Annotated in this window: 26 protein-coding genes; 12 read left to right on the forward strand and 14 right to left on the reverse strand. The window is 71.3% G+C overall.

Annotated elements, in window-relative coordinates; translation table 11 throughout:
• Positions 1-12: 12 nt before the first annotated feature.
• Entirely contained in the window at positions 13-1245 is a 1233-nt protein-coding gene (locus OG413_RS03880; protein ID WP_266803005.1) for an MFS transporter, read from the forward strand.
• Positions 1246-1282: 37 nt separating this feature from the next.
• Here OG413_RS03880 and OG413_RS03885 read toward each other — a convergent pair whose 3' ends face one another.
• The gene (locus OG413_RS03885; protein WP_266803006.1) at positions 1283-1867 is read right to left on the reverse strand and encodes a suppressor of fused domain protein; all 585 of its coding nucleotides are present in this window, start codon (positions 1865-1867) and stop codon (positions 1283-1285) included.
• A 410-nt stretch (positions 1868-2277) separates the two neighbouring features.
• Here OG413_RS03885 and OG413_RS03890 point away from each other — a divergent pair, with 410 nt between their 5' ends.
• Complete coding sequence (locus OG413_RS03890; RefSeq protein WP_266803007.1) at positions 2278-3408, forward strand: magnesium and cobalt transport protein CorA; 1131 nt, start codon at positions 2278-2280, stop codon at positions 3406-3408.
• A 31-nt stretch (positions 3409-3439) separates the two neighbouring features.
• On the forward strand, positions 3440-3964 hold the full coding sequence (locus OG413_RS03895) for a hypothetical protein (protein WP_266803008.1): 525 nt from the start codon (positions 3440-3442) through the stop codon (positions 3962-3964).
• Between the two features lie 89 nt (positions 3965-4053).
• Here OG413_RS03895 and OG413_RS03900 read toward each other — a convergent pair whose 3' ends face one another.
• Positions 4054-4815 (reverse strand): hypothetical protein, encoded by a 762-nt coding sequence (locus OG413_RS03900; protein WP_266803009.1) that lies wholly within the window; start codon positions 4813-4815, stop codon positions 4054-4056.
• A 227-nt stretch (positions 4816-5042) separates the two neighbouring features.
• Between OG413_RS03900 and OG413_RS03905 the strand changes: the two genes are divergently transcribed.
• Genes OG413_RS03905 through OG413_RS03915 form a run of 3 tightly spaced genes read left to right on the forward strand, consistent with a single transcriptional unit; the run spans position 5043 to position 8044 of the window.
• Positions 5043-6317, forward strand: a complete 1275-nt coding sequence (locus tag OG413_RS03905) for a CBS domain-containing protein (RefSeq protein ID WP_266803010.1) — start codon at positions 5043-5045, stop codon at positions 6315-6317.
• Positions 6307-6867: a DUF1003 domain-containing protein gene (locus OG413_RS03910; RefSeq protein ID WP_266803011.1), complete on the forward strand. Its 561-nt coding sequence runs from the start codon at positions 6307-6309 to the stop codon at positions 6865-6867. The genes OG413_RS03905 and OG413_RS03910 overlap by 11 nt, the downstream gene beginning before the upstream one ends.
• Before the next feature lie 43 nt (positions 6868-6910).
• Positions 6911-8044 (forward strand): Mrp/NBP35 family ATP-binding protein, encoded by a 1134-nt coding sequence (locus tag OG413_RS03915; RefSeq protein WP_266803012.1) that lies wholly within the window; start codon positions 6911-6913, stop codon positions 8042-8044.
• A 152-nt stretch (positions 8045-8196) separates the two neighbouring features.
• Here OG413_RS03915 and OG413_RS03920 read toward each other — a convergent pair whose 3' ends face one another.
• The 5 genes from OG413_RS03920 to sigE all read right to left on the reverse strand — a co-directional run bounded on the left by OG413_RS03920 (position 8197) and on the right by sigE (position 13255).
• A complete protein-coding gene (locus OG413_RS03920) occupies positions 8197-8856 on the reverse strand; it encodes a hypothetical protein (protein ID WP_266803013.1) in 660 nt (219 codons plus the stop codon).
• A gap of 125 nt (positions 8857-8981) precedes the next feature.
• Positions 8982-9482, reverse strand: coding sequence for a sec-independent translocase (locus OG413_RS03925; protein WP_266803014.1), 501 nt, complete (start codon positions 9480-9482; stop codon positions 8982-8984).
• 118 nt (positions 9483-9600) lie between these two features.
• Positions 9601-11388: a S1C family serine protease gene (locus tag OG413_RS03930; protein ID WP_266803015.1), complete on the reverse strand. Its 1788-nt coding sequence runs from the start codon at positions 11386-11388 to the stop codon at positions 9601-9603.
• Positions 11389-11477: 89 nt separating this feature from the next.
• Positions 11478-12497, reverse strand: coding sequence for an anti-sigma factor (locus tag OG413_RS03935; protein ID WP_266803016.1), 1020 nt, complete (start codon positions 12495-12497; stop codon positions 11478-11480).
• Entirely contained in the window at positions 12494-13255 is a 762-nt protein-coding gene (gene sigE / locus OG413_RS03940) for an RNA polymerase sigma factor SigE (protein ID WP_266803017.1), read from the reverse strand. The genes OG413_RS03935 and sigE overlap by 4 nt, the downstream gene beginning before the upstream one ends.
• A gap of 180 nt (positions 13256-13435) precedes the next feature.
• On the opposite strand from sigE, the gene OG413_RS03945 reads away from it, so the two are divergent.
• Entirely contained in the window at positions 13436-14101 is a 666-nt protein-coding gene (locus OG413_RS03945) for an O-methyltransferase (protein ID WP_073718008.1), read from the forward strand.
• A 168-nt stretch (positions 14102-14269) separates the two neighbouring features.
• Here OG413_RS03945 and OG413_RS03950 read toward each other — a convergent pair whose 3' ends face one another.
• Positions 14270-14437, reverse strand: coding sequence for a DUF3117 domain-containing protein (locus tag OG413_RS03950; protein WP_003966491.1), 168 nt, complete (start codon positions 14435-14437; stop codon positions 14270-14272).
• A 314-nt stretch (positions 14438-14751) separates the two neighbouring features.
• Here OG413_RS03950 and OG413_RS03955 point away from each other — a divergent pair, with 314 nt between their 5' ends.
• Positions 14752-15564 carry an enoyl-CoA hydratase/isomerase family protein gene (locus tag OG413_RS03955; RefSeq protein WP_266803018.1) on the forward strand — a complete coding sequence of 271 codons (813 nt, stop codon included), beginning with the start codon at positions 14752-14754 and terminating at the stop codon, positions 15562-15564.
• A 46-nt stretch (positions 15565-15610) separates the two neighbouring features.
• Here OG413_RS03955 and OG413_RS03960 read toward each other — a convergent pair whose 3' ends face one another.
• Positions 15611-16198, reverse strand: coding sequence for a DNA-3-methyladenine glycosylase I (locus OG413_RS03960; protein ID WP_266803019.1), 588 nt, complete (start codon positions 16196-16198; stop codon positions 15611-15613).
• On the reverse strand, positions 16195-16590 hold the full coding sequence (locus tag OG413_RS03965; RefSeq protein WP_266803020.1) for a DivIVA domain-containing protein: 396 nt from the start codon (positions 16588-16590) through the stop codon (positions 16195-16197). Before OG413_RS03965 ends, OG413_RS03960 begins: the two co-directional genes overlap by 4 nt.
• 91 nt (positions 16591-16681) lie before the next feature.
• Between OG413_RS03965 and folP the strand changes: the two genes are divergently transcribed.
• A complete protein-coding gene (folP, locus tag OG413_RS03970; protein ID WP_266803021.1) occupies positions 16682-17554 on the forward strand; it encodes a dihydropteroate synthase in 873 nt (290 codons plus the stop codon).
• 209 nt (positions 17555-17763) lie between these two features.
• Here folP and OG413_RS03975 read toward each other — a convergent pair whose 3' ends face one another.
• The gene (locus tag OG413_RS03975) at positions 17764-18549 is read right to left on the reverse strand and encodes a TIGR00730 family Rossman fold protein (protein WP_266803022.1); all 786 of its coding nucleotides are present in this window, start codon (positions 18547-18549) and stop codon (positions 17764-17766) included.
• Between the two features lie 83 nt (positions 18550-18632).
• Entirely contained in the window at positions 18633-19712 is a 1080-nt protein-coding gene (dapE, locus tag OG413_RS03980; RefSeq protein ID WP_266803023.1) for a succinyl-diaminopimelate desuccinylase, read from the reverse strand.
• A 62-nt stretch (positions 19713-19774) separates the two neighbouring features.
• On the opposite strand from dapE, the gene OG413_RS03985 reads away from it, so the two are divergent.
• Complete coding sequence (locus OG413_RS03985; RefSeq protein ID WP_266803024.1) at positions 19775-20707, forward strand: hypothetical protein; 933 nt, start codon at positions 19775-19777, stop codon at positions 20705-20707.
• Positions 20708-21005: 298 nt separating this feature from the next.
• The gene (locus tag OG413_RS03990; protein WP_266803025.1) at positions 21006-21443 is read left to right on the forward strand and encodes an ATP-binding protein; all 438 of its coding nucleotides are present in this window, start codon (positions 21006-21008) and stop codon (positions 21441-21443) included.
• A 107-nt stretch (positions 21444-21550) separates the two neighbouring features.
• Here the strand turns inward: OG413_RS03990 and dapC are convergent, their stop codons facing one another.
• Complete coding sequence (gene dapC / locus OG413_RS03995) at positions 21551-22648, reverse strand: succinyldiaminopimelate transaminase (RefSeq protein ID WP_266803026.1); 1098 nt, start codon at positions 22646-22648, stop codon at positions 21551-21553.
• Positions 22649-22823: 175 nt separating this feature from the next.
• Positions 22824-23144, reverse strand: coding sequence for a ferredoxin (gene fdxA / locus OG413_RS04000; protein WP_018956287.1), 321 nt, complete (start codon positions 23142-23144; stop codon positions 22824-22826).
• Between the two features lie 117 nt (positions 23145-23261).
• On the opposite strand from fdxA, the gene OG413_RS04005 reads away from it, so the two are divergent.
• On the forward strand, positions 23262-24266 hold the full coding sequence (locus tag OG413_RS04005) for a GNAT family N-acetyltransferase (RefSeq protein ID WP_266803027.1): 1005 nt from the start codon (positions 23262-23264) through the stop codon (positions 24264-24266).
• The last annotated feature ends 15 nt before the right edge of the window (positions 24267-24281 follow it).

Here is a 24281-nt window from a genome sequence, read left to right on the forward strand (position 1 = left end):
GCGAGAGAACCCATGCCGGGAGAGGATCCGTTCGACGAAGGGGCGTCAAGCATCCTGCGTCAGCCGAAGGCCGTCTGGGCCACCGCGGGCGCGTCTGTCGTCGCCTTCATGGGAATCGGCCTGGTGGACCCGATTCTGCCGTCCATCGCCAAGGGGCTGGACGCGACACCCAGCCAGGTGTCCCTGCTCTTCACCTCGTACTTCCTGATCACCGCCGTCGCGATGCTCGTCACCGGCTTCGTCTCCAGCCGCATCGGCGGCCGCAAGACGCTCCTGGCCGGTCTCGCGCTCGTCATCGTCTTCGCCGCCCTGTCCGGCACCTCCTCGTCCGTCGGCGAACTGGTCGGCTTCCGGGCCGGCTGGGGTCTGGGCAACGCGCTCTTCGTCTCCACCGCGCTCGCGGTGATCGTCGGCGCGGCGGCGGGCGGCAGCGCCGCGGCGATCCTGCTGTACGAATCGGCGCTCGGCCTCGGCATGGCGTGCGGGCCGCTGCTCGGCGCGCTGCTGGGGGACGCCAGCTGGCGCTACCCCTTCTTCGGTACCGCGGTCCTGATGGCGATCGGCTTCCTGTGCATCACCGCGTTCCTCAAGGAACAGCCCAGGCCCGCGCGGAAGACCTCTTTGCTCGACCCGCTCAAGGCGCTCGGCCACGGCGGTCTCGCCTCGGTCGCGACCTCGGCGTTCTTCTACAACTACGCGTTCTTCACGATCCTGGCCTTCACCCCGTTCGTGCTGAACATGACCCCGTACAAGTCCGGCGCGGTGTTCTTCGCCTGGGGCCTGCTGCTCGCGGTCTTCTCGGTGCTCGTCGCCCCGCGGCTGCAGAAGCGCTTCGGCTCGCTGAAGGTGGTCGGTGCCTCGCTGGTGCTGCTCGCCGTCGACCTGCTGATCCTCGGGTACGGCAACCACACGACGGCCATTGTCTGCACCATCGTCTCCGGCGCCTTCATCGGCATGAACAACACCGTGTACACGGAGCTGGCCCTCGGTGTGTCGGACGCGCCGCGGCCGGTGGCGAGCGCCGGATACAACTTCGTCCGCTGGTTCGCCGCGGCGGCCGCCCCCTTCCTCGCCCCGAAGATCGAGGAGTGGAGCAGCATCCACATCCCGTTCGTCGTCGCCGCGATCGCCGCGCTGGCGGGCGCCGTCGTCATCGGGGTCCGGCGTACGGCCCTGACCCACGAGGCCGAGGAACTGGAGCCGAAGCACGCCACCGAGGACGGCGTCACGGTCTTCGCCGACTGACCCCGCACGCACCCCGCCCGGCACCGGCGCGGGGGCTTCAGTCCAGCGTTACGGAGGTACGCAGCGGATCACGCAGATCCGTCCCGTGCGACAGCCACCGCTCCTGGAGCTCCTGCGCCCCCCGGACCCGCTTCCAGGCGGCCTCGTTGTGCGTCATCGGCAGCAGCGGCAGGAAACGCACCGGCTCACGCGGCTCGTCCAGCTCCAGATCCTCGACCAGCCCGCCCGGCTCGGCCACCAGCACCGAGCTGAACGGCGCCCCCGTCCAGAGCGGCTGCCCGAGGTCCAGCGCGGCGCCCGGGGCCACGATCAGCCCCTCGACCTGCGGAGAGGCGGCCAGCACCGCGAGCGGGCGCAGCACCTGGTCGGTGTCGGCGAGCCCGGCCCGTACCGACAGGACCAGCTCGGCGCGGGGCCCCTTCACCGGATCGGCGAGCGGTGAGGTGGGGTCGGCCATCGGCTGCGCGGACATGCCGAGCGTCGCGTAGCGCACCACGTCCCCGTCGATGAAGCGGAGCACCTCGATACGGTCCGTACCGAGGAACGTCACATCGGCGCGGGCGTCCGGTTCCCCCAGGGCCGTCCGCAGCCGCGCCTCGACCAGAGCAAGAATTTCTCCCATGTCGCGAGCATAGAACGCGTATCGGAGGGGCAAAGTAAGGGATTGGGCCCTAGGTGGCTGATAGCCTGGCCGCCGGTCGGGACAGCGCGCAGAAGCGTCGCTCTCTCAGTCCCGACGACACGTCGTCCCTCACGGGGGACCGACCGGAGGAGGTGGGGACTGCCATGGATCCAAGTCGACCGTGCAGTACCAGCCGCTCTTCCGCACGACGCCTTCCCTCGGTGATCTGACCCTTTCCCGGTCCAGGCCCACGGCAGTTCGCACCACGGAAGAGCCTTTCGTTTTTGCCTGTCTGTAGCGAACGCCGTCATCGCGCCCGCGCGGTGCCGCCCGCTTTGCGGACGTGAGCCACGTCCCCATTCCGGGCTGTTCCACGCCCCGCCGACGGCCCTCCGTGAAGGAGTCAGCCCATGTCGATGATCCGCGACCTGCGCGCCGCCGTGCGCCCGTCCCTGCGTCCCTCCCTCCGTAAGAACAGCGCCCCGTACAGCGGTGGCTATGACGCCACCCGCGACCCGTCCGCCTCCAGCGCGGTCGTCGACTGCGCGGTCTACCGCGACGGGCGGCGGCTCGACGCGTCGGCCTGCCCGACCCCGCACGAGGCGATGCTTCGGGTACGGGAGAACGGCGGCTTCGCCTGGATCGGCCTGCACGAGCCGACGGAGGAGGAATTCGCCGGTATCGCCCGGGAGTTCGGTCTCCACCCGCTCGCCGTGGAGGACGCCGTCCACGCGCATCAGCGCCCGAAGCTGGAGCGTTACGACGACACGCTGTTCACCGTCTTCAAGACCATCCACTACGTCGAGCACGCCGAGCTGACCGCGACCAGCGAGGTCGTCGAGACCGGCGAGGTGATGTGCTTCACCGGCCGGGACTTCGTCATCACCGTCCGGCACGGCGGTCACGGCTCGCTGCGCGCGCTGCGTCACCGGCTCCAGGACGACCCGGAGCTGCTCGCCAAGGGCCCATCGGCCGTGCTGCACTCGATCGCCGACCATGTCGTGGACGGCTACATCGCGGTGGCCGAAGCGGTGCAGGACGACATCGACGAGGTGGAGATCGATGTCTTCTCCACTCCGGCGAAGGGCACCCCGCGCGGCTCGGACGCGGGCCGGATCTACCAGCTCAAGCGCGAGGTGCTGGAGTTCAAGCGGGCCGTCTCCCCGCTGCTGCGGCCGATGCAGCTGCTGAGCGAGCGCCCGATGCGGCTGATCGACCCCGACATCCAGAAATACTTCCGGGACGTCGCCGACCACCTCGCCCGGGTGCACGAGGAGGTCATCGGCTTCGACGAGCTGCTGAACTCGATCCTCCAGGCCAACCTGGCGCAGGCCACCGTCACCCAGAACGAGGACATGCGCAAGATCACGTCGTGGGCGGCCATCATCGCCGTACCGACGATGATCTGCGGCGTCTACGGCATGAACTTCGACCACATGCCGGAACTGAAATGGACGTACGGCTATCCGATGGTGCTGGGCTTCATCGGGGTGGTCTGCTTCTCCATCCACCGCATGCTCAAGCGCAACGGCTGGCTCTGAGCGGGGCGACCCGGTCCCATAGAGTGCGGCCATGACTGCTGCCGCTGACGCGCTGATGGACCGGGCCCTCGTCGAGGAAGCCACCAAGAAGTCCGGTCTGATCTGGGTGCGGGGCACCGGGCCCGCCCGCGCGCTGTGGCACGTCTGGCACGAGGGTGCGGCCCATCTCGTGGGCAACGGCCCCGGCGAACAGCCGTTCCCGGCCGGGATCACCGACGGGGCCGCCGTCGAGGTTACCGTCCGCAGCAAGGACAAGGGCGGCCGCCTCGTCGTCTGGAGCGCCGCGGTCTCCGTACTGGCACCGCACTCCGAGGAGTGGGAGACCGCGGTCGCCGAACTCAAGGGCAAGCGGCTGAACGCACCGGATGCCGAACAGATGACCGAACGCTGGGCGCGGGAGTGCGTGGTCGTCCGGCTGACGCCCGGCGGGACCCTCACCGGACTGCCGGACACCTCGCTGGCGGCCCCGCCGCTGCCGACCCCGGCGACCACGCGCCGGCCGGTGCCCGCCGCGCTCCCCCGGCTGCTGCTGAAGCGCCGTCGCCGCACGGGCTGACGCGGCGCCCCGGCTCGGTAACACCGGCGCGGGCTTCGAGCCACGCGTCCCGGCCCGAAGCCCGCGCCGGTGCTGAGCAGCCGGGGACCTCAGCCCGAGGACTTCGGGAGCTGGCCCCCGTAGTCGACGGTGTCGGCCTCCTCCGGTGCCTCCAGCGCGAAGGGCTTGCCCCAGTCGGCGAGGGTGACGCTGCCCCCGCCGCCGCCGCGTGCCACCCGTACGGGATACGGCTTGCCCTCAAGGGAGACGTCGAGGACGCCGCCCTCACCCTTTCCGCCCCGGATCTGGATGGTGCGGACCCCGGAGATCTTGTCCCGGTCGCCCTTGCTGACCTCGCCGTGCAGCGAGAGCAGGCCGTCCAGCAGGATCTCCTTGTCCGTGAAGCCGCGCAGCTGCTTGTACGTGGGGTCGCCCTCGGGCACCTTCACGTACTTGCCGTTGAGCTTGTCGGCCGCCGCCTGGTCGCCCTTTTCGCCCTGGTCGCTCTTCTCGTGGTTCCAGAAGGCGGAGTCGGCCTTGAGGAAGAGTTCGTCACCGATCCGCAGCAGTACGAACGTGCTCTGCTTCGAGGTGACGGAGCCGGTGCCGCCCTCCGCGTTGAGCCGCATGTTCAGGGTGTACGTGCCGCCCTTGCTGACGAGCTTGCCCGCGAGCCGCACCGCGTCCGCCGCGTCCGCCGCGGCTCTCGTCTTCTTGTCGATCTCCGCGGCCGAGAGTCTGCCGACGCCGTTCGTCCCCTTGTCCAGGTCCTCGCCCGCACAGGCCGTGAGGGCCGCGGTGAGCCCTGCACAGAGCACTACGGCGAGAGCGGCCCGGCGGTGGTTCCGGACGGCCGGGGCAAAAGAGGTCACGGGCGCACTGCCTCTCAACTGCGTGTACGGGGTGGCAGACGGCAGCGTACCGGTCCGTCCGCACCCGCCCGCAGCGAGGCGTACCGAGACGTCCGCCGGGGCGGAGTGGCGTGGTACGGGCTAGCCTGATCCCGGCATAACGGCGAAATCGACTGATCGATATGGCGTGGTGCGGTCCGTAGGGCACACACCGCGCACGGCACCGTCGGGCGAAGGAGGCGCATCGGATGGCGGCAGGCGCCCCCAGGGTCTTCGTGTCACATCTTTCCGGTGTGCCGGTCTTCGACCCCAACGGTGATCAGGTCGGCAAGGTCCGCGACCTGGTGGCGATGCTGCGGGTCGGCGGCCGCCCGCCGAGGCTGCTCGGCATGGTCGTCGAGGTGCTCAGCCGACGGCGGATCTTCCTGCCGATGACCCGGGTGACGGGCGTCGAGTCGGGCCAGGTCATCACCACGGGCGTGGTCAACATGCGGCGCTTCGAGCAGCGGCCCACCGAACGCCTGATCCTCGGCGAGTTCCTGGACCGGCGGGTCCGGCTGGTGGAGACCGGCGAGGAGGTCACCGTCCTCGATGTGGCGATCCAGCAGCTGCCGGCCCGCCGCGACTGGGAGATCGACAAGTACTTCGTCCGCAAGGGGCGCGGCGGCGCGCTGCGCCGCAAGGGCGAGACGCTGACGGTGGAGTGGTCGGCGGTCAGCGGGTTCTCGCTGGATGAGCACGGGCAGGGCGCCGAGAGCCTGGTCGCCACGTTCGAGCGGCTGCGGCCCACCGATGTGGCCAACGCCCTGCACCATCTGTCACCCAAGCGCCGGGCCGAGGTCGCCGCCGCGCTGGACGACGACCGGCTCGCCGATGTCCTGGAGGAGCTGCCGGAGGACGACCAGGTGGAGATCATCGGCAAGCTCCAGGAGGAGCGGGCCGCCGATGTCCTGGAGGCGATGGACCCGGACGACGCGGCCGACCTGCTCTCCGAGCTGCCCGAGGAGGACAAGGAGCGGCTGCTGGCGCTGATGCGGCCGGACGACGCCGCCGATGTGCGCCGCCTGATGTCGTACGAGGAGCGGACCGCGGGCGGTCTGATGACGACCGAGCCGATCGTGCTGCGGCCGGACGCCACGGTCGCCGACGCGCTGGCCCGGGTCAGGCAGTCGGACCTGTCGCCCGCGCTGGCCGCGCAGGTGTACGTCTGCCGGCCGCCGGACGAGACCCCGACCGGCAAGTACCTGGGCACGGTGCACTTCCAGCGGCTGCTGCGCGACCCGCCGTTCACCCTGGTCAGCTCGATCGTCGACAGCGACCTCGTACCGCTGTCCCCGGACACCCCACTGCCGGTCGTGACCAGCTATCTGGCCGCGTACAACATGGTCTCGGTGCCCGTCGTCGACGAGAGCGGCTCGCTGCTCGGCGCGGTGACGGTGGACGACGTCCTGGACCACCTGCTGCCCGACGACTGGCGTGAGACCGACTTCCACGGTGAGGAAGGGATCGCCCGTGGCCGGTGAGGAGCGTTCGAAGGCGGCGTCGACGGGCTCCTCCGGCATCGTGCGCCCGCCGCGGAACCGGATCGACCAGCCGAAGGACCCCCGGCGCAAGCTGCTGCCGGAGTACGACCCGGAGGCGTTCGGCCGGTTCTCCGAGCGGATCGCCCGGTTCCTGGGCACCGGGCGGTTCATCGTCTGGATGACGCTGATCATCATCCTCTGGGTGCTGTGGAACATCTTCGCGCCGCGCGACCTGCGGTTCGACGGGTATCCGTTCATCTTCCTGACGCTGATGCTGTCGCTCCAGGCGTCGTACGCCGCTCCGCTGATCCTGCTCGCGCAGAACCGCCAGGACGACCGGGACCGGGTCACCCATGAGCAGGACCGCAAGCAGAACGAGCGGTCCATCGCCGACACCGAGTACCTCACCCGGGAGATCGCCGCGCTGCGGATGGGCCTCGGCGAGGTCGCCACCCGGGACTGGATCAGGTCGGAACTCCAGGACATGGTGAGGGACATGGACGACCGGCAGGTTCTCGCCCGGCCGGAGAGTGACGAAGGCGACCGCTGAAGGGTTACCCGCGCGTACGGCCCTGCGCCGTACCATCGTCCCTATGGCTACGGAAGACGCGGTGCGTGAAGCACTGTCGACAGTGAACGACCCGGAGATCCACCGCCCGATCACCGAGCTGGGCATGGTGAAATCGGTCGAGATCGATGCTGACGGTGTAGTCGCTGTCACGGTGTATCTCACGGTCTCCGGCTGCCCGATGCGCGAGACGATCACCAAGAATGTGACCGAAGCGGTCGCGCGGGTCGAAGGCGTCTCGCGCGTCGACGTCACGCTCGATGTGATGAGCGACGAACAGCGCAAGGAACTCGCGTCCGCGCTGCGCGGCGGCACGGCCGAGCGCGAGGTGCCCTTCGCCCAGCCCGGCTCGCTGACCCGGGTGTACGCGGTCGCCTCCGGCAAGGGCGGCGTCGGCAAGTCCTCGGTGACGGTGAACCTCGCGGCGGCCATGGCGGCCGACGGGCTCAAGGTGGGCGTCGTGGACGCGGACATCTACGGGCACAGCGTGCCCCGGATGCTCGGTGCCGACGGCAAGCCGACCCAGGTCGAGAACATGATCATGCCGCCGTCCGCACACGGCGTGAAGGTCATCTCCATCGGCATGTTCACCCCGGGCAACGCCCCGGTGGTGTGGCGCGGGCCCATGCTGCACCGCGCGCTCCAGCAGTTCCTCGCCGATGTGTACTGGGGCGACCTGGACGTGCTGCTGCTCGACCTGCCGCCGGGCACCGGTGACATCGCGATCTCCGTCGCGCAGCTCGTGCCGAACGCGGAGATCCTGGTCGTCACGACCCCGCAGCAGGCCGCGGCCGAGGTCGCCGAGCGGGCCGGCTCCATCGCCGTACAGACCCATCAGAAGATCGTCGGCGTCGTCGAGAACATGTCGGGCATGCCGTGCCCGCACTGCGACGAGATGGTCGATGTGTTCGGCTCGGGCGGCGGTGCGCGGGTCGCGGAGGGCCTGACGCGGACGGTCGGCGCCGAGGTTCCGGTGCTCGGCACCATCCCGATCGACCTGCGGCTGCGCGAGGGCGGCGACGAGGGCAAGCCGGTGGTCCTGTCCGACCCCGACTCCCCGGCCGGCAGCGCGCTGCGGTCCATCGCCGAGAAGCTGAGCGGCCGTCAGCGCGGCCTGTCCGGCATGTCGCTGGGCCTCACGCCCCGCAACAAGTTCTGACACCCACCGACCCCGACAGCGCGGTCCCGGCCCCCGGTACCGCGCTGTCCTCGGTCCCGGCACCGCCGATCCCGGTCACCGCTGATCCCGGTCACCGCCGATCCCCGTCGCCGGGCGGACGTTTCCGCCCGCCCGACAGCGTCCCGGTTCGCTCAGGCGTACGTGGTGATGTCGCCGATCACCGCGAACCCCAGCCCGTACGCGCTCATCCCCCGCCCGTACGCCCCGATGTGCACACCACCGTGCGCCGAACCGGCCAGCACCCAGCCGAACTCGGACTCGCGGTAGTGGAACTCCACCGGAACGCCGTCCACCGGAAGTGAGAGCTTCGACCAGGGCGGGGTGCCCAGGTCGTCGGCGAGCTCGAACGCCGTCTCGGTCTGCTGGTCCAGCCAGTCGTCCCGCAGCACGTGGTCCAGCTGCGGCGGCCAGGTGTACGACAGGAGGCCGGAGCCCGCCAGCCAGGCCGCCGAGGAGACCGTGGTGGCGTCCAGCACCCCCGTACCGTCGCCGCTGCGCCGCACCGGGCTGCTGCCCACGGTCACGACGACCGCGAACCGCTCCTTCTCCGGGCGCGCGTCGGACCGTACCGAGGGCTCGTCACCGTGTCCGGTGGAACCGTGCTGCACCGTGCCGTCCGCCGCGGTGCCGACCTGCATCAGCCAGCGCGGCCCGGTGAACGCCTCGTCCAGCCCGTACCACGGGAACGGCGCCAGCAGATAGCCGTCGACCGTACGCCGGGCCGCCGGCACCCCCTCTGCGGTGACTGTGCTGGGCGCACCTTCCGCCCCTACCCGACTCGTCGTCTCCATCTGCCCGGCCGCCTCCTCGATCTGTTCCGATCCGGAGCGGCCCGCCCCCCGCGGGCTTGGGCGTCCTCGCAACCGGACAGATGGAGAATAGCCATACCGTACGGACGAGTCGGGATTGACCGGTCTCAGGTGGCGTCTGCGTCGAACGGCGGGCGCTCGTCCTTGACCGGCTGAGCGGGCTTCTTGAGCAGGTCAGGGGTGGTGGAGGAGCCATTCACCGCACCGTCGGAGGAACCGCCGGACGACTCCTTCGCCGATCCGTTCGCCGCACTGTTGGCGGAAGCGGACGACGCGCTCTCGCGTCCGTTCACCGCGTCGGTGACCTCGGCCATCTCCTTGCGGAGGTCGAAGCTCTCGCGGATCTCCTTCAGCCCCAGGTCGTCGTTGCCGTCCATCAGCTGCTTGCGGACGAACGTCTTGGGGTTGAGATCCTCGAACTCGAAGTCCTTGAACTGCGGACCGAGCTCCGAGCGGATGTCTTCCTTGGCGCTGTCCGAGAACTCGCGGATCTTGCGAATGGTGCGCGTGACGTCCTGAATGACCTTCGGCAGCTTCTCGGGGCCGAAGACCAGTACGGCGAGAACCACGAGCGTCAGCAGCTCCAGTGCGCCTATGTCATTGAACACCTAGCTGCTCCTCGTGTTCTCCGCGTGTTCTCCGGGTCTTCCCCACCAGGCCGGATGACGGCCCGGACCGCTCAACGGTACCTGTCGAAGCTGTCCGGGCGGTACCTTCCGGTGGCCGTTACGTGCCGCTCGCCGAGCCGAGCGTCAAAGTCATGGACAGGTCTTTACCACCGCGGGTCAGCCGGAGGCCGAGCCGATCGCCGGGGCGGTGGGCGCGGATCTTCACGATCAGCTCCTCGCCGCTGTGCACCCGCTGGCCCTGTACCTCCGTGATGATGTCGCCCGGCCTGATCCCGGCCTTCGCCCCGGGACCGCCGGTCGTGACCGCGGGCCCGCCGTCGGCGCCCTTCGCACCGACCTTGGCCCCGTCACCGGTGTACTTCATGTCCAGGGTGACGCCGATCACCGGGTGGGTCGCCCGGCCGGTGTTGATCAGCTCCTCGGCGACGCGCTTGCCCTGGTTGATCGGTATGGCGAAGCCGAGGCCGATGGAGCCGGACTGGGCGCCTTCGGGTCCGGCCCCGCTGTCCGCCGCGCGAATGGCGCTGTTGATCCCGATGACGTGGGCCTGGGCGTCGACGAGCGGGCCGCCGGAGTTCCCGGGGTTGATCGGCGCGTCGGTCTGGAGTGCGTCGACATAACTGACGTCGGTGCCGTCGCCCTTCTCGCCACCGGCGGTGATCGGCCGCTGCTTGGCGCTGATGATGCCGGAGGTGACCGTGTTCGACAGGTCGAAGGGAGCACCGATGGCCACCACCGGATCGCCCACCCGCACATTGTCGGAGTTGCCGAGGGGCAGCGGCTTGAGCCCGGAGACGCCGGTGACCTTGACGACGGCCAGGTCGTAGCCGCTGTCCTTGCCGACGATCTCGGCGGTCGCCGTCTCGCCGCCGCTGAACGTCACGGTGATGTCGCCGCTGGAGCCGGCCGGGGAGACGACATGGTTGTTGGTGAGGATGTGGCCCTTGTTGTCGAGGACGAAGCCGGTGCCGGTGCCGGACTCCGACGCACCGCTGACATGCAGGGTGACGACGCTGGGCAGGGCGCTGGCGGCGATTCCGGCGACGCTGTCGGGTGCCCGGCCACCGCTGTCCCGGCCGGCCTGGGGAAGCTCGACGCTGGTCAGGCCGCCGTTGCGCTCGACGTAGGCGCCGATTCCCCCGCCTATGCCGCCCGCGACCACGGCGAGCAGGACGGCCCCGATGAGGACGGTGCCCCGGCGGCCCTTCCCGCGCCGGGCGGGTTCGGTGCCGAGCGGGGGGCCCGGCTGGGTCAGGGGCTGCCGCGGCGCCCCCCAGGGGTCGTACTGGAGCCACTGGGAGGGGGGCTGCTGCCCGGACTGCTGCGGGGGCACCTGCTGCGCCTGCGGGTGGGGCGGCAGATGGGGCGGAAGGTGCTGCGGCGGGGCCTGGGGCGGCATGCCGCCGGGCACCGGACCGGGCGGCTGACCCTGATCGACGGCGACGGGAGCCCCGTTCGTCGCGGCGTACTGCGGGGGTACGGGGGTCCCGTGCGCCGGGGTCGGCACCGGTCGCTGTACGGGGGGCGCGGGCGCCCACGGTCCGGGGCCGCCGTAGGGCGGAGTGCTGTACTCGTCGGGCTCGTGCAGGGGCCGTATCGCGGGGGCGGGCCGGAGCGGCTCCCCGGCGGGGAGTGCGGGCGTCGGCCCACCGGGAACCGGACGGTCCGACACCGCCGCGCTCCCCGTCTCAGCCTCGCCTGTCACACCTGTCGCAGCCGCGTCTGTCACACCTGCTGTATCCGCAGCTGCCGCACCTGCCGTATCCGCGGCTCCTGCGGCGTCCTCGACGGGAGATACGTCTTCCGGTTCCGTGCGACCGCTGCGCCCCGTCGTGGGACGGCTCCACCACTTCGCCTTCGGCCCGGTGGGCTTCGCGTCGTCCATGATCTCCCCGCAACTGGCCTCTGCACGCCCCCACAGAGGCGTCCCTCCCGGAATTCAACCAGGTTTGCGAATCCCCGCGCAGGACCCCGTCAGCGGCGAGGGAAAAGCGGCAGCGCGTGATCGTTGGGCGGCAGCGCGGAGGCGGGTGCGGACGGCATCGCCGAGGCCGGTGCGGACGGGGCGGCCGACTTCGGCGCCGGGGCACTGCCGAGCGCCGCGGCGAGCAGCGACGTGGTGCCGGTCGGCCGTATCAGCGGGGGTACGGAGACATTCAGGACGGGAAGGACGAACGGGTGCCCGGTGAGCGGCGTGGCATTGAGCGACGAAGGCACTGCCGCGAGCATCTGCGGGGCCATGAGGGCCCGGACGGTCGGCGAGGCCGAGGGAACCGCGGTGCCGCCGATCGCCGGACGGTCGCCGTCCACGGCGAGCGCGCCACCGGCCCGGCGGCTGGCCGCGTTGCCGCTCTCGGCCCGCGCGTCGGCGTCGAGCGGGGTCACGTTGCTGCCCGCGCCCTCGGCCCGGAGCGCGGTGTCGGGTGCGGAGTCCAGGGGGAGGGTGCCACCGAGGGCGATGGCCGCCAGCGACACGGCGCTGGCCGCGGCGAAGGCGAATCTCCGGCCGCGCCAGGGCGAACGGTCGGCGTCGCGGGCCACGTCGTGAATGCGGAAGACGCCGCGGGAGCCACCGCCCGGCAGGACCGCGGTGGAGCCGTGCCCGGCGGGGAGGTAACCGAAGCTGTCGAGCGGCGAGGAGCCCGGGGCCGGGTCCGTACGGCCGCCGCCGGAGGGCCGCATCGTGGGGAAGAACTCGTCGGCGAAGCGTCCACTGCCGCCGAACGGTCCGCTCGGGCCGCTGTCGCCGCCGCTGGGACCGCCGGGAAGGCCCTGCAGGCGGGCCAGGAACCCCTCGGAGGGCGAGGGCGAGCTGGACAGGGCGAAGGCACTCTTCAGGCGCCGCTGGGCGTCTGCCTCGGCCTTGCACTTGGGACAGGTGGCCAGATGGGCCAGGACCCGTTCACGGGCATCATGTTTCAGCTCACCGTCGACAAGCGCGGCGAGCCGGTCCCCCAGATGCTGCTCCGCGGGGGTCGGTCCTGTGCCACTCACGCCGATCCGCCCTCCCCTGCCAGGACCGCGTCCGCCAGGGAGCGCTGCTCGGCGCGGGCCTCGGGCGAACGGTGCTTCAGCGCCTTGCGCAGGTGCGAGCGGCCGCGGTGAATACGGCTGCGCACGGTGCCGAGCTTCACGCCGAGGGTCGCGGCGATCTCCTCGTAGCTGAGCCCCTCGATGTCGCAGAGCACCACTGCCGCACGGAATTCGGGCGCGAGGGTGTCCAGGGCCTGCTGCACGTCGGCGTCGAAATGGGTGTCGTTGAAAACCTGCTGCGGGGACGGCTCACGGCTCGGCAGCCGCTCGGCGGCGTCGTCGCCCAGGGAGTCGAAACGGATCCGCTGCTTACGGCGGACCATGTCCAGGAAGAGATTGGTCGTGATGCGGTGCAGCCAGCCCTCGAACGTGCCGGGGGTGTAGGTCGAGAGGGAACGGAACACCCGGACGAAAACTTCCTGGGTGAGGTCCTCGGCATCGTGCTGGTTGCCCGTCAGCCGGTAGGCAAGGCGGTACACACGTCCGCTGTGCGTGCTGACGATCTCTTCCCATGAGGGCGGGGTCCACGCCTGAGAGTCCGCATCTGAGGCGAAGGTCGCGGTCGTTGCGGAGTCGTTGGAAGAACGGTCAGCAATGTTGGTCACGGATTTCGGCTCACCCGCCGACCCGAGAAGGCGCCGCAGCACTCCTCTCCGATCCACAGGCGCAGCCGCACCTCCCCTATCGGCTCTGGTGGTGTCCAGTGGAGCCCCTACCATAGCCACCTCGCCCGTTAGCTCCGGATAAGCCTTTTTCCTGCTGGGGCCGGGCGTCGCCCGGGAACTTCCGGCGCACGGTCGCGGGCCCGATCCGCGGGCCCGTTCGCTGCGCTTTCCCCTGTCCTTACACAACGCCCGGTCCCATCTGCGGGTTCCCGGGTCCAGCGGATACAGTCACCGTTGCGCCAACTACGGGGTCAGGAGAGGGTCATTACCGCCAACCGGCAGACGAGCTGGGCGTTCGCCGACGCCTTTGTCGCCGAGGACGAAGCACTGCGCTGGGCCCGGGAGCGGGCCCGCGAGGCAGGGCTGCGCTCGGTGTCCCCAGGCACCGGTTCCGCGCTGCGCCTGCTCGCTGCCGCCGTGGACGCCAAAGCGGTGGCGGAGATCGGGACCGGGACAGGCGTGTCCGGCATCCATCTGCTGCACGGAATGCGCCCGGACGGCGTACTGACCACGGTCGATCCGGAACCGGAACGCCAGCAGTTCGCCCGCGAGGCTTTCCGCGCGGCCGGCTTCGCCGCGAACCGGGCCAGGTTCATCCCCGGGCGCGCCCTGGACGTCCTTCCCAGGCTCGCGGACGGCGGGTACGACCTCGTCTTCTGCGACGGCGACAGGCTGGAGAGCCTGGACTGCCTCGCTGAATCGTTGCGCCTGCTGCGACCGGGCGGGCTGGTCTGTTTCGAGGGCGTTTTCGCGGACGGCCGCACGGTCGACTCCGCCGCTCAGCCCGCCGAGGTGCTGCGCCTGCGCGAGCTGCTGCGCGCCGTGCGGGAGAGCCAGGAGCTGATGTCGACGCTGCTGCCGGTCGGTGACGGGCTGCTCTGCGCGGTCCGTCGCGGCTGACGGCCGTTCTCCCCTTTCCGCCCGCCGCACCGGTTCCTTCCGGCCCGCCGCGCCCGTTCCGCGCCCTCGCCCGCCCCGTTCACGTATCCGCCGGTCATCCCCCTGAACGCGCCACTGCCCCGGCACGGAATCCGTGCCGGGGCAGTGGTCGAGTGTGGGCGTTCCGCGTCAGCCGACGACCTTCTTCAGGGCGTCGCCGAGTGCATCGGCCTCGTCCGGAGTCAGCTCGACAACAAGCCGACCGCCGCCTTCGAGCGGAACGCGCATGACGATGCCCCGCCCCTCCTTTGTCACCTCGAGCGGGCCGTCGCCCGTCCGCGGCTTCATGGCCGCCATGCTCGTTCCCCTTCCTGAAACCAGCTCATCGCAACCGGCGGCCCCATGACAGGCGCTGCCTCACCGGCATCGAACACATTGCTTCCCCACCATTATCCCGCATCACAGACCCTGATGACCAACATCGGTCGGCATCGCTTGCGCAACGCGCTCTCGCAAAACCACCCAATTCGGCGATCCGGCTGCGATACTGCGCCGCCTTGCGCCCCCAGGTGAGGGGCAATTGTTAGACGCAGGTCACATGCTCGCCCCGCCCCGAGTCGGCCATGCTTGCCTGCAGTGGCAACGATGCCGAGCCGTAAGGGGATACCGGAATGGCCGACGACATGGCGAACACCGTGCTCTACACAGTGAGCGAAGGTCTCGCGACGATCACGATCAACCGTCCCGACGCGATGAACGCCATGAACACCGAGGCCAAGGTCGCTCTGCGGGACGCGCTGCGGTCCGCGGCGGCCGACACGGCCGTGCGCGCGGTTCTGCTCACCGCCACCGGGCGCGCCTTCTGCGTGGGCCAGGACCTCAAGGAGCACGTCGCGACGCTGACGGCCACGCGCGAGGCGGGCGGCGGCAATGCGCTGAGCACCGTGCGGGAGCACTACAACCCGGTCGTGCGGGCGATCACGGAGATGGAGAAGCCCGTGGTCGCCGGGGTCAACGGCGTCGCGGCAGGAGCGGGATTCGGATTCGCGCTGGCGGCCGACTACCGGGTGGTCGCCGACACGGCGTCCTTCAACACGTCCTTCGCGGGCGTCGCGCTGACCGCCGACTCGGGCGTGTCCTGGACGCTGCCCCGGCTGATCGGCCAGAGCCGTGCGGCCGACCTGCTGTTCTTCCCGCGGTCGATCTCGGCGAAGGACGCGTACGAGCTGGGTATCGCGAACCGGGTGGTGCCCGCCGCCGAGCTGGCCGAGGAGGCCGCCGCCGTGGCCCGCACCCTCGCCGACGGCCCGACCGTGGCGTACGCGGCGCTGAAGGCGTCCATGGCGTACGGCGCGGGGCACACGCTCGCGGAGACGCTGGAGAAGGAGGACGAACTCCAGACGAGGGCGGGCGCGTCGCAGGACCACACCATCGCGGTGGAGGCGTTCCTGGCCAAGCGGAAGCCGAAGTACCTCGGCAAGTAGGCGGGGACGGGACGGACCCTCGGGGGCGCTCGCGGCCCCCGAGGGCCTACGGACGGGCCCCGCGGGCCACACAGTCGGCGAGGTGGTCGTCGACCAGGCCGCACGCCTGCATCAGGGCGTACGCGGTCGTGGGACCCACGAAGCGGATGGAGCGCTTCTTCAGCTCCTTGGCGAGCGCCGTGGACTCCGGGGTGACCGCCGCGACGTCCCCCAGCACGCGCGGCACGGGCCGGCCGGCCGGATCGGGGGCGTACGACCAGATCAACGCGTCCAGCTCACCGGCCGGCCAGTCGGCCAGCACCTTCGCGTTGGCGAGGGTCGCGTCGACCTTGGCGCGGTTGCGGATGATGCCGGCGTCGGCGAGGAGCCGTTCCCGGTCGGTGTCGGTGAACGCGGCGACCGCGGGAATGCTGAACCCGGCGAAGGCGGCGCGGAAGCCCTCGCGGCGGCGCAGGATCGTCAGCCACGACAGGCCGGACTGGAACGCCTCCAGACAGAGCCGCTCGAAGAGCGCGTCGTCGCCGTGGACCGGGCGGCCCCACTCGGTGTCGTGATAGGTCAGGTAGTCATCCGTGGACAGCCCCCAGGGGCAGCGCAGGCCGCCGTCCGGGGCCGGTTCGGCTCCACCGCTCATCGTTCGTCCTCCTCGCCCCGGTACGGGCCCGGGTCCTGGCTCAGCGGCTCGCCGGGCCTCTTGAACAGATCGGGACCGCCCGCCGCGGCGGACCGGGCACCGGCCAGGGCCGACTCCAGCTCGGCGATCCGGGAGTCCCGCTCGGCCAGTTCGGCGCCGAGCCGGTCGAGCGCCTCGTCGACATCCGCCATCCGGTAGCCGCGGGGGGCCATCGGCAGGCGCAGCGCCTCGACATCCGCCCGGCCGACCGGGCGCGTCGCGGGCAGCGGGTCGGTCAGCCGCTCGGGCGGCAGATCCTGGAGCACCGGGCTCCCACCGCCGCCGACCACCGCGAGCGTGACCGCGGCGACCACCACGACCATGGTGAGCAGCAAGAACCAGAACACGAGCATCTCCCCGGGGCGGAATCCTGTCCGGGTCCGATCGTGCCATGCGGCACCGACAGTTAGGGTCGCAGGCGACCTACTGAGGAGGAAACACGGGATGCGAAGCGGTGCACTGAGGCTCGGACGGCGGGAATTCGGGCCGCACGAGCCGGTGATCATGGCGATCGTGAACCGGACCCCGGACTCCTTCTACGACCAGGGCGCGACGTTCCGGGACGAGCCCGCGCTCGCCCGGGTCGAGCAGGCGGTCACCGAGGGCGCAGCGATCATCGACATCGGCGGGGTGAAGGCCGGCCCCGGAGCCGAGGTGACCGCCTCGGAGGAGGCCCGCCGTACGGTCGGGTTCGTGGCCGAGGTCCGCCGCCGCCACCCGGATGTGGTGATCAGCGTGGACACCTGGCGCCACGAGGTGGGCGAGGCGGTCTGCGAGGCGGGCGCGGATCTGCTGAACGACGCGTGGGGCGGGGTCGACCCGAAGCTGGCGGAGGTCGCCGCGCGGTACGGGGCGGGCCTGGTGTGCACGCACGCGGGCGGCGCCGAGCCGCGGACCCGGCCGCACCGCGTCGCGTACGACGACGTGATGGCGGACATCCTGCGGGTGACGGTGGGGCTGGCCGAGCGGGCCGTGGAGCTGGGCGTGCGGACGGACGGGATCATGATCGACCCCGGCCATGACTTCGGGAAGAACACCCGGCACTCGCTGGAGGCGACGCGGCGGCTCGGCGAGATGGCGGAGACCGGGTGGCCGGTGCTCGTCTCGCTGTCCAACAAGGACTTCGTCGGGGAGACCCTCGACCGCCCGGTCAAGGAACGGGTGATCGGCACCCTTGCGACGACGGCCGTGTCGGCGTGGCTGGGCGCGCGGGTGTACCGCGTGCACGAGGTGGCGGAGACGCGGCAGGTGCTGGACATGGTGGCGTCGATCGCGGGGCTGCGGGCCCCGGCGGTGGCGCGCAGAGGGCTGGCGTAGCCGGGGGCTGGGATAGCCGGGGGCTGGGATAGCCGGGGGCTGGCGTAGCGGAGTTCGCGCAGCGCGGCGCGGGGTGTGGCGTGGCGTGTGGCGTGGCGTGGAGGGGGGCTTGTGCGGCCCGCAAGGGGGTGGAGCGGGGCCGGGGCCTGGACGCTGCCCTGCCCCGCTCCCGTGATCCGGTCCGGTCCGGATCGGTTCGGGCGAAGGCCCTACCTGCCGACCTCCTTGGTCACCAGCATGACCGCCTCCTCCACGTCGTCCGTGACGTGGAAGAGCAGCAGGTCCTTCTCGGACGCCTTGCCCTGCGCCACCACGGTGTCCCGCAGCCAGTCGACGAGGCCGCTCCAGTACGCCGAGCCGAAGAGCACGATCGGGAAGCGGGTCACCTTGCCCGTCTGGACCAGGGTCAGCGCCTCGAAGAGTTCATCCAGCGTGCCGAGGCCGCCTGGCAGGACCACGAAGCCCTGGGCGTACTTCACGAACATCGTCTTGCGGACGAAGAAGTAACGGAAGTTGACGCCGATGTCGACGTGCGGGTTCAGGCCCGACTCGAACGGCAGCTCGATGCCGAGGCCGACCGAGACCCCCTTGGCCTCCCGCGCCCCCTTGTTCGCCGCCTCCATCGCCCCGGGGCCGCCGCCCGTGATCACCGCGAAGCCCGCTTCGACGAGCGCCCGGCCGATCTGTACGCCCGCCTCGTAGTCCGGCGTACCGACCGGTGTGCGGGCCGAACCGAAGACGCTGATGGCGCTCGGCAGCTCGGCCAGGGCGCCGAACCCCTCGACGAACTCCGACTGGATGCGCATCACCCGCCAGGGGTCGGTGTGCACCCACTCGGAATCGCCCTCGGAGTCCAGCAGCCGCTGATCGGTCGTGCCGGGCTGCACCTGGTCCCGGCGACGCAGCACCGGGCCCATTCGCTGTTCCTCGGGCCTGACCGCGCCCTCGGGAACCTCCGCGCCCCGTGCGTTGCGTGCATCCTCGGGGTTGCCCATGACCTGCTCCCTCCGCCGACCTGCGATGTGCTTGTCCGGCCAGCGTAGATCCACGGAGGTTACGCGCAGGGGAAGCCCATGAGTCAGCTGGTGAGCCAGGAGCGGAGGCGGTCCTCGCAGTGGGTGATCCGCTCGGCCACGACGTGTTCGTCGCGCTTGTGGGCCAGCAGCGGGTCGCCGGGGCCGTAATTCACCGCGGGCACGCCGAGCGCGCCGAAGCGGGAGACGTCCGTCCAGCCGAACTTGGGCTGGGCCGTGCCGCCGACGGCCGCCATGAACGCCTGGGCCGCCGGATGGCCGAGGCCGGGCATGGCGGCACCGGAGTGGTCGTCGACGGTGAACTCGGTGACTCCGCAGTCCGCGAAGACCTCGTGGACGTGGGCGAGGGCCTCCTCGGCGCCGCGGTCGGGGGCGTACCGGTAGTTGACCACCACGACGCAGGCGTCAGGGATGACGTTGTTGGCGACGCCGCCCTCGATCCGTACGGCGTTGAGGCCCTCGCGGTATTCGAGCCCGTCGATGACCGGGCGGCGCGGTTCGTACGCGGCGAGCCTGTCCAGGATCGGTGCCGCGGCGTGGATGGCGTTGGCGCCCATCCAGCTGCGCGCGGAGTGGGCCCGCTCCCCGGCCGTGTGCAGGTAGACCCGCAGCGTGCCCTGGCAGCCGCCCTCGACCTGGCCGTCGGAGGGTTCCAGGAGGACGGCGAAGTCTCCGTCGAGCCAGTCGGGGTGGGCCTCGGCGACGTGCCCGAGGCCGTTGAGGTGGGCGGCGACCTCTTCGTTGTCGTAGAAGATGAAGGTGAGGTCGCGGTTGGGCTCGGGGACGGTCGCCGCGATGCGCAGCTGGACGGCGACGCCCGACTTCATGTCGGAGGTTCCGCAGCCCCACAGCACGCCGTTGTCGTCGAGCCGGGACGGGACGTTGTCGGCGATCGGCACGGTGTCGATGTGTCCGGCGAGCACGACACGCTCGGCACGCCCCAGCCGCGTCCTGGCCACCACATTGTTCCCGTACCGGTCGACGGTCAGATGCGGAAGGCCGCGCAGTGCCGTCTCGATCGCGTCGGCCAGCTCGGTCTCCTCCCCGCTGACGGAGGGGAAGTCCACGAGCCGGGCGGTGAGCGCCGGTCCGTCCAGGGTGAGGTCAAGCGTGCTTTCGGCCATGGCCACGACCCTAAGGGACTTCGGTATCCGCCCCGGTCGTACCCTCCAGTACCGTGGGCCCCGTGCCCCGGACCCCCACGCCCGCCCGCCGCAGCCGCCTCTTCCGAGTCGTGGCCGCTTTCGCCGTGCTCGTGGCCCTGGGGGGATATCTGGCCGTGCAGTACGTCTCCGGCAACAAGGGGGCGCCCCACTGCACCGTGCGCTCCGCCGACGGGACGCGGGGCGAGGACCGTACGTACGAGATGACTCCCGATCAGGCCGCCAACGCCGCGACCATCTCGGCGGTCGGCACCACCCGCGGCATGCCGGAGCGTGCGGTGACCATCGCGCTGGCGACGGCCCTGCAGGAGTCCGCGCTGCGCAATCTCGATCACGGTGACCGGGATTCGCTCGGGCTCTTCCAGCAGCGCCCCTCGCAGGGCTGGGGGACCGCGCGGCAGATCATGGATCCGGTCTATTCGGCCGGGATGTTCTACGACCGTCTCGCCGAGGTCCCGGGCTACTCCCGGCTCCCGCTGACGGTCGCCGCGCAGCGTGTGCAGCTCAGCGGGTTCCCGCAGGCGTACGCGAAGCACGAGCCGGACGCCGCGCTGCTGGCCGCCGCGCTGACCGGGCGTGCGCCCACCACGCTGAACTGTTTCCCGTCCGCGGCGACCGCGACCGGTCCGGGCGACGCGGCGAAGGTCCGTTCCGAGCTGGTGAGCGCCTTCGGCAAGGACGTACTGCCGTCGGCCAGGGCCGCCGGGGCGTCCGCCGCGACGTCGGTCTCGGTGCCCGTGCCCGCCACAGCGGCAGCGGCGGAGGCCGGGGGCGGCACGGCGCCGCAGCGCGGCTGGGAGCTGGCGCACTGGGCCGTCGCGCGGGCCGAGGCCCTGCGGATCGACCGGGTCGCCTTCGCGGACCGGGTGTGGACGGCCGACGACGGCTGGCGGACGGAACGCGCAGAGCGTACGGAATCGGGCACGACCGAGGTCAGGATCGGGCTCGCGCAGTAGTACGGCCGACCACCCGTACGAAGCATCCGGCCGGTCTCCGGCAGCCCGGTCGACGGCTCTTTCACCAGCACGGTCCGCACGGGCCGATTCCCTTGCCGTCACAGGGAAGTGACGGTTCGCCCGGCGGTCGCTCCACGCATTGTTTGCCCGGGTTCCTCCGCTGCGGATTATCGGACGCATTACTCACTCTTTACCTTGCCGTACCGCAACCTTCCCCGCCCCCGGACCGGTTGTCAGTGCGTCCGATCACCGGACAGACAGATTCCCGAGTCTGTTGAATTCCCGTCGAAGGAGCATCATGTCCCTCCCCCTGACCCGTCGGATCGCCCGTGCCGCGCTGCTGATCGCCGCAGGCGCGGCCCCCGTGGTCGGTGCGGCCGGCGCCGCAGGTGCCGCGGAGCTCCCGCCGGCCCCCGACCTGGGCGGCCTGACCTCGCTCGACGGCGCCGGTCTCGGCGACACCGTGGACAGCGCCGCACAGCAGGGCACCAAGACCGTGGGCGAAACCGGCGGCCGGCTCGTCGGCACCGCCATTCCGGCCGTGGGCAAGACCGTCGGCAAGGCCGGTGCGGTCGCCGTCCCGGCCGCCCAGAAGACCGTCGGCGAGACCGCGGGCCACACGGGTGAGCTCGTCGGCAGCACGGCCACCGCGGCGACCGCGGGCGGCCTGCCCACCGACAGCCTGGGTGGCGGCCTGGGTGGCGGCCTGCCCCTGAAGGGTCTGCCGCTCGGCTGATACTCCCAACGGGATCGGCTGATCCCCGCACAGGTATCCACAGAACGCGCCGAGGGGCCTCGGGAGTGCGCACTCCCGAGGCCCCTCGGCGCGTGGGTGTCCGCGGATCAGGACAGCCGCTCGACCGCCGCCGCCACCCGCTCGTCGGTCGCCGTGAGCGCCACGCGCACGAAGCGGTCGCCCGCGGGTCCGTAGAAGTCGCCGGGCGCCACCAGGATGCCGAGTTCCGCGAGGTGGGCCACCGTCTCCCAGCACGGCTCGTCGCGCGTCGCCCAGAGGTACAGGCTCGCCTCGCTGTGCTCGATGCGGAAGCCGTGGGCCTCCAGCGCGGCGCGCAGGGCGGTGCGCCGGTCCGCGTACCGGGCGCGCTGCTCCACGACATGGGTGTCGTCGCCGAGCGCCGCGACGGTGGCCGCCTGGACCGGGGCGGGCGCCATCATCCCGCCGTGCTTGCGAATCAGCAGCAGCTCGCCCAGGACGTCCGCGTCGCCCGCGATGAAGGCCGCGCGGTATCCGGCGAGATTGGAGCGCTTGGAGAGCGAGTGGACGGCGACGATGCCCTCGTACCGGCCACCGCAGACGTCCGGGTGGAGCACGGAGACCGGTTCGGCCTCCCAGCCCAGTTCCAGGTAGCACTCGTCGCTGAAGACCAGGATGTCGTGCTCGCGCGCCCAGGCGACGATCCGGATCAGCTCGTCCTTGGACAGGACGCGGCCCGTCGGGTTGGACGGCGAGTTGAGCCAGAGCAGCTTGAGGCCCGCCGGGTCCAGCTCGGTGGGGTCGTCATAGGCGACGGGCTCCGCGCCGCAGAGCCGGGCGCCGACCTCGTACGTCGGGTACGCCAGCCGCGGATAGGCGACCTTGTCGCCCGCGCCGAGGCCCAGTTGGGTCGGCAGCCAGGCCACCAGCTCCTTGGAGCCGACGACCGGCAGCACGTTCTCGTGGGCCATCCCGACCGCGCCGAGACGCCGCTCCACCCAGCCGGTGAGGGCGTCGCGCAGGGCCGCGGTGCCCCACACCGTCGGATAGCCGGGGCTGTCCGCGGCGGCCACGAGCGCCTGCTGGATCAGCTCGGGCACCGGGTCGACCGGCGTGCCGACGGACAGGTCGACGATGCCGTCAGGGTGGGCGGCGGCCGTCGTCCTGTACGGCGCGAGCTTGTCCCAGGGGAAGACCGGAAGACGGGAGGAGACTGCTGCGGACACGGAACTCTGCTTTCTCGTACGGGCGGCGAATGCGAATGACGAGGGGTCACGGAGCCGCCGGGGCCGCACACGGTCGCGAGGGGCGCCGGGCGGCCTCGGAGGCGCGCCGGAAAACACCGCGGTCCCGCACGGTGACGAGCCGTACGGGACCGGGCGGCGCACGTGCGGCCGCTGCTTACTGGTTCTGCGGCGGCAGCGCGGCGATGAACGCGTGGTCGCGCTCGATCAGGCCCAGCTTGGAGGCGCCGCCCGGTGAGCCGAGGTCGTCGAAGAACTCGACGTTCGCCTTGTAGTAGTCCTTCCACTCCTCCGGGGTGTCGTCCTCGTAGAAGATGGCCTCGACCGGGCAGACCGGCTCACAGGCTCCACAGTCGACACATTCGTCCGGGTGGATGTACAAGGACCGCTGGCCCTCGTAGATGCAGTCGACGGGGCACTCTTCGATGCAGGCCTTGTCCTTCACGTCGACACAAGGCTGCGCGATGACGTAGGTCACGCTGTCGTTCCTCCTCGGTAGGGCGTTGGCTCTCGCGCGGGAGCGCGGCGTCGTCGATGCCCGCACCTAGTATCTCCGTTCCCGGGCACGAACCGAACAGGAGGGGCGGAGAGAGCTGTGGAATTCACCATCGGCGGACGGCTGGAGGTCCGCGTCACACCGGCTGACGTGGGAAAACGCGTGTCGGTCAGGCGTCGCTCCCAAGGGGTCGACCAAGGCGCCATGTTCACGGACACGGTCGGGGTTCTCACATCGTGGGACAACCATGTGCTGTCGATCACACCGAAGAGTGGTGAATCCGTCCACATCGCGGAATCCGCGCTGGTAGCGGGCAAGGTCGTGCCCGCCGCGCCCGCCCGGCGGCGGGGGCCCGCGGCCTCCTTCGACGAGCTCGCCCGGGTCTGCGCGCGGGCCTGGCAGCCGGTGGAGAGCGAGCCGCTGGGCGACTGGCGGCTGCGTGCCGCCGACGGCTTCACCCGGCGCGCCAACTCCGTGCTCCCGCTCGGTGATCCGGGACTGCCGGTCGGCGAGGCGCTGGGGCGCGTACAGCGCTGGTACGGGGAGCGGGATCTGCCCGCGTACATCCAGACCGCGACCGGCGCCGAGGGCACCCAGGAGGCACTGTGCGCGGAGCTGGAGCGGCACGGCTGGCTGCGCGAGGTGTCGGCCGAGGTACGGATCGGGGCACTGGCGCCGGTCGGGGATCTGGACGCGGATGTCTCGGCGGTCCGGCTGAGCCGTGAGCCGGACGCGGCGTGGCTCTCCCGCTACCAGCGCTTCGACACCCCGGGCGCCCATGTGCTCCACGTCCTCGGCTCCGGGCCCTCCGTGTGGTTCGCGACCGTGCCCGGCGACCCGGAGGGCGGGGCGCCCGCGGCGATCGGGCGGTGCGTCGTGGACGGGCGGTGGGCCGGGTTCATGGCCTTCGAGGTGGGGCCCGAGCACCGGCGGCGCGGGCTGGCGACCTCGGTGATGACCGCGCTGGCGCGACGCGCGCTGGAGGAGGGCGCGTCGGCCGCGTGGCTCCAGGTGGAGACGGACAACGACGGGGCGCGGGCGCTGTACGACGGAATGGGCTTCGCGCTTCACCACCGCTATCACCACTTCCGGTCCGCGCCATGAGGACCAGCAGGGATA

The sequence above is a fragment of the Streptomyces sp. NBC_01433 genome (genome assembly GCF_026340105.1).
In the GTDB taxonomy this organism is placed as follows: domain Bacteria; phylum Actinomycetota; class Actinomycetes; order Streptomycetales; family Streptomycetaceae; genus Streptomyces.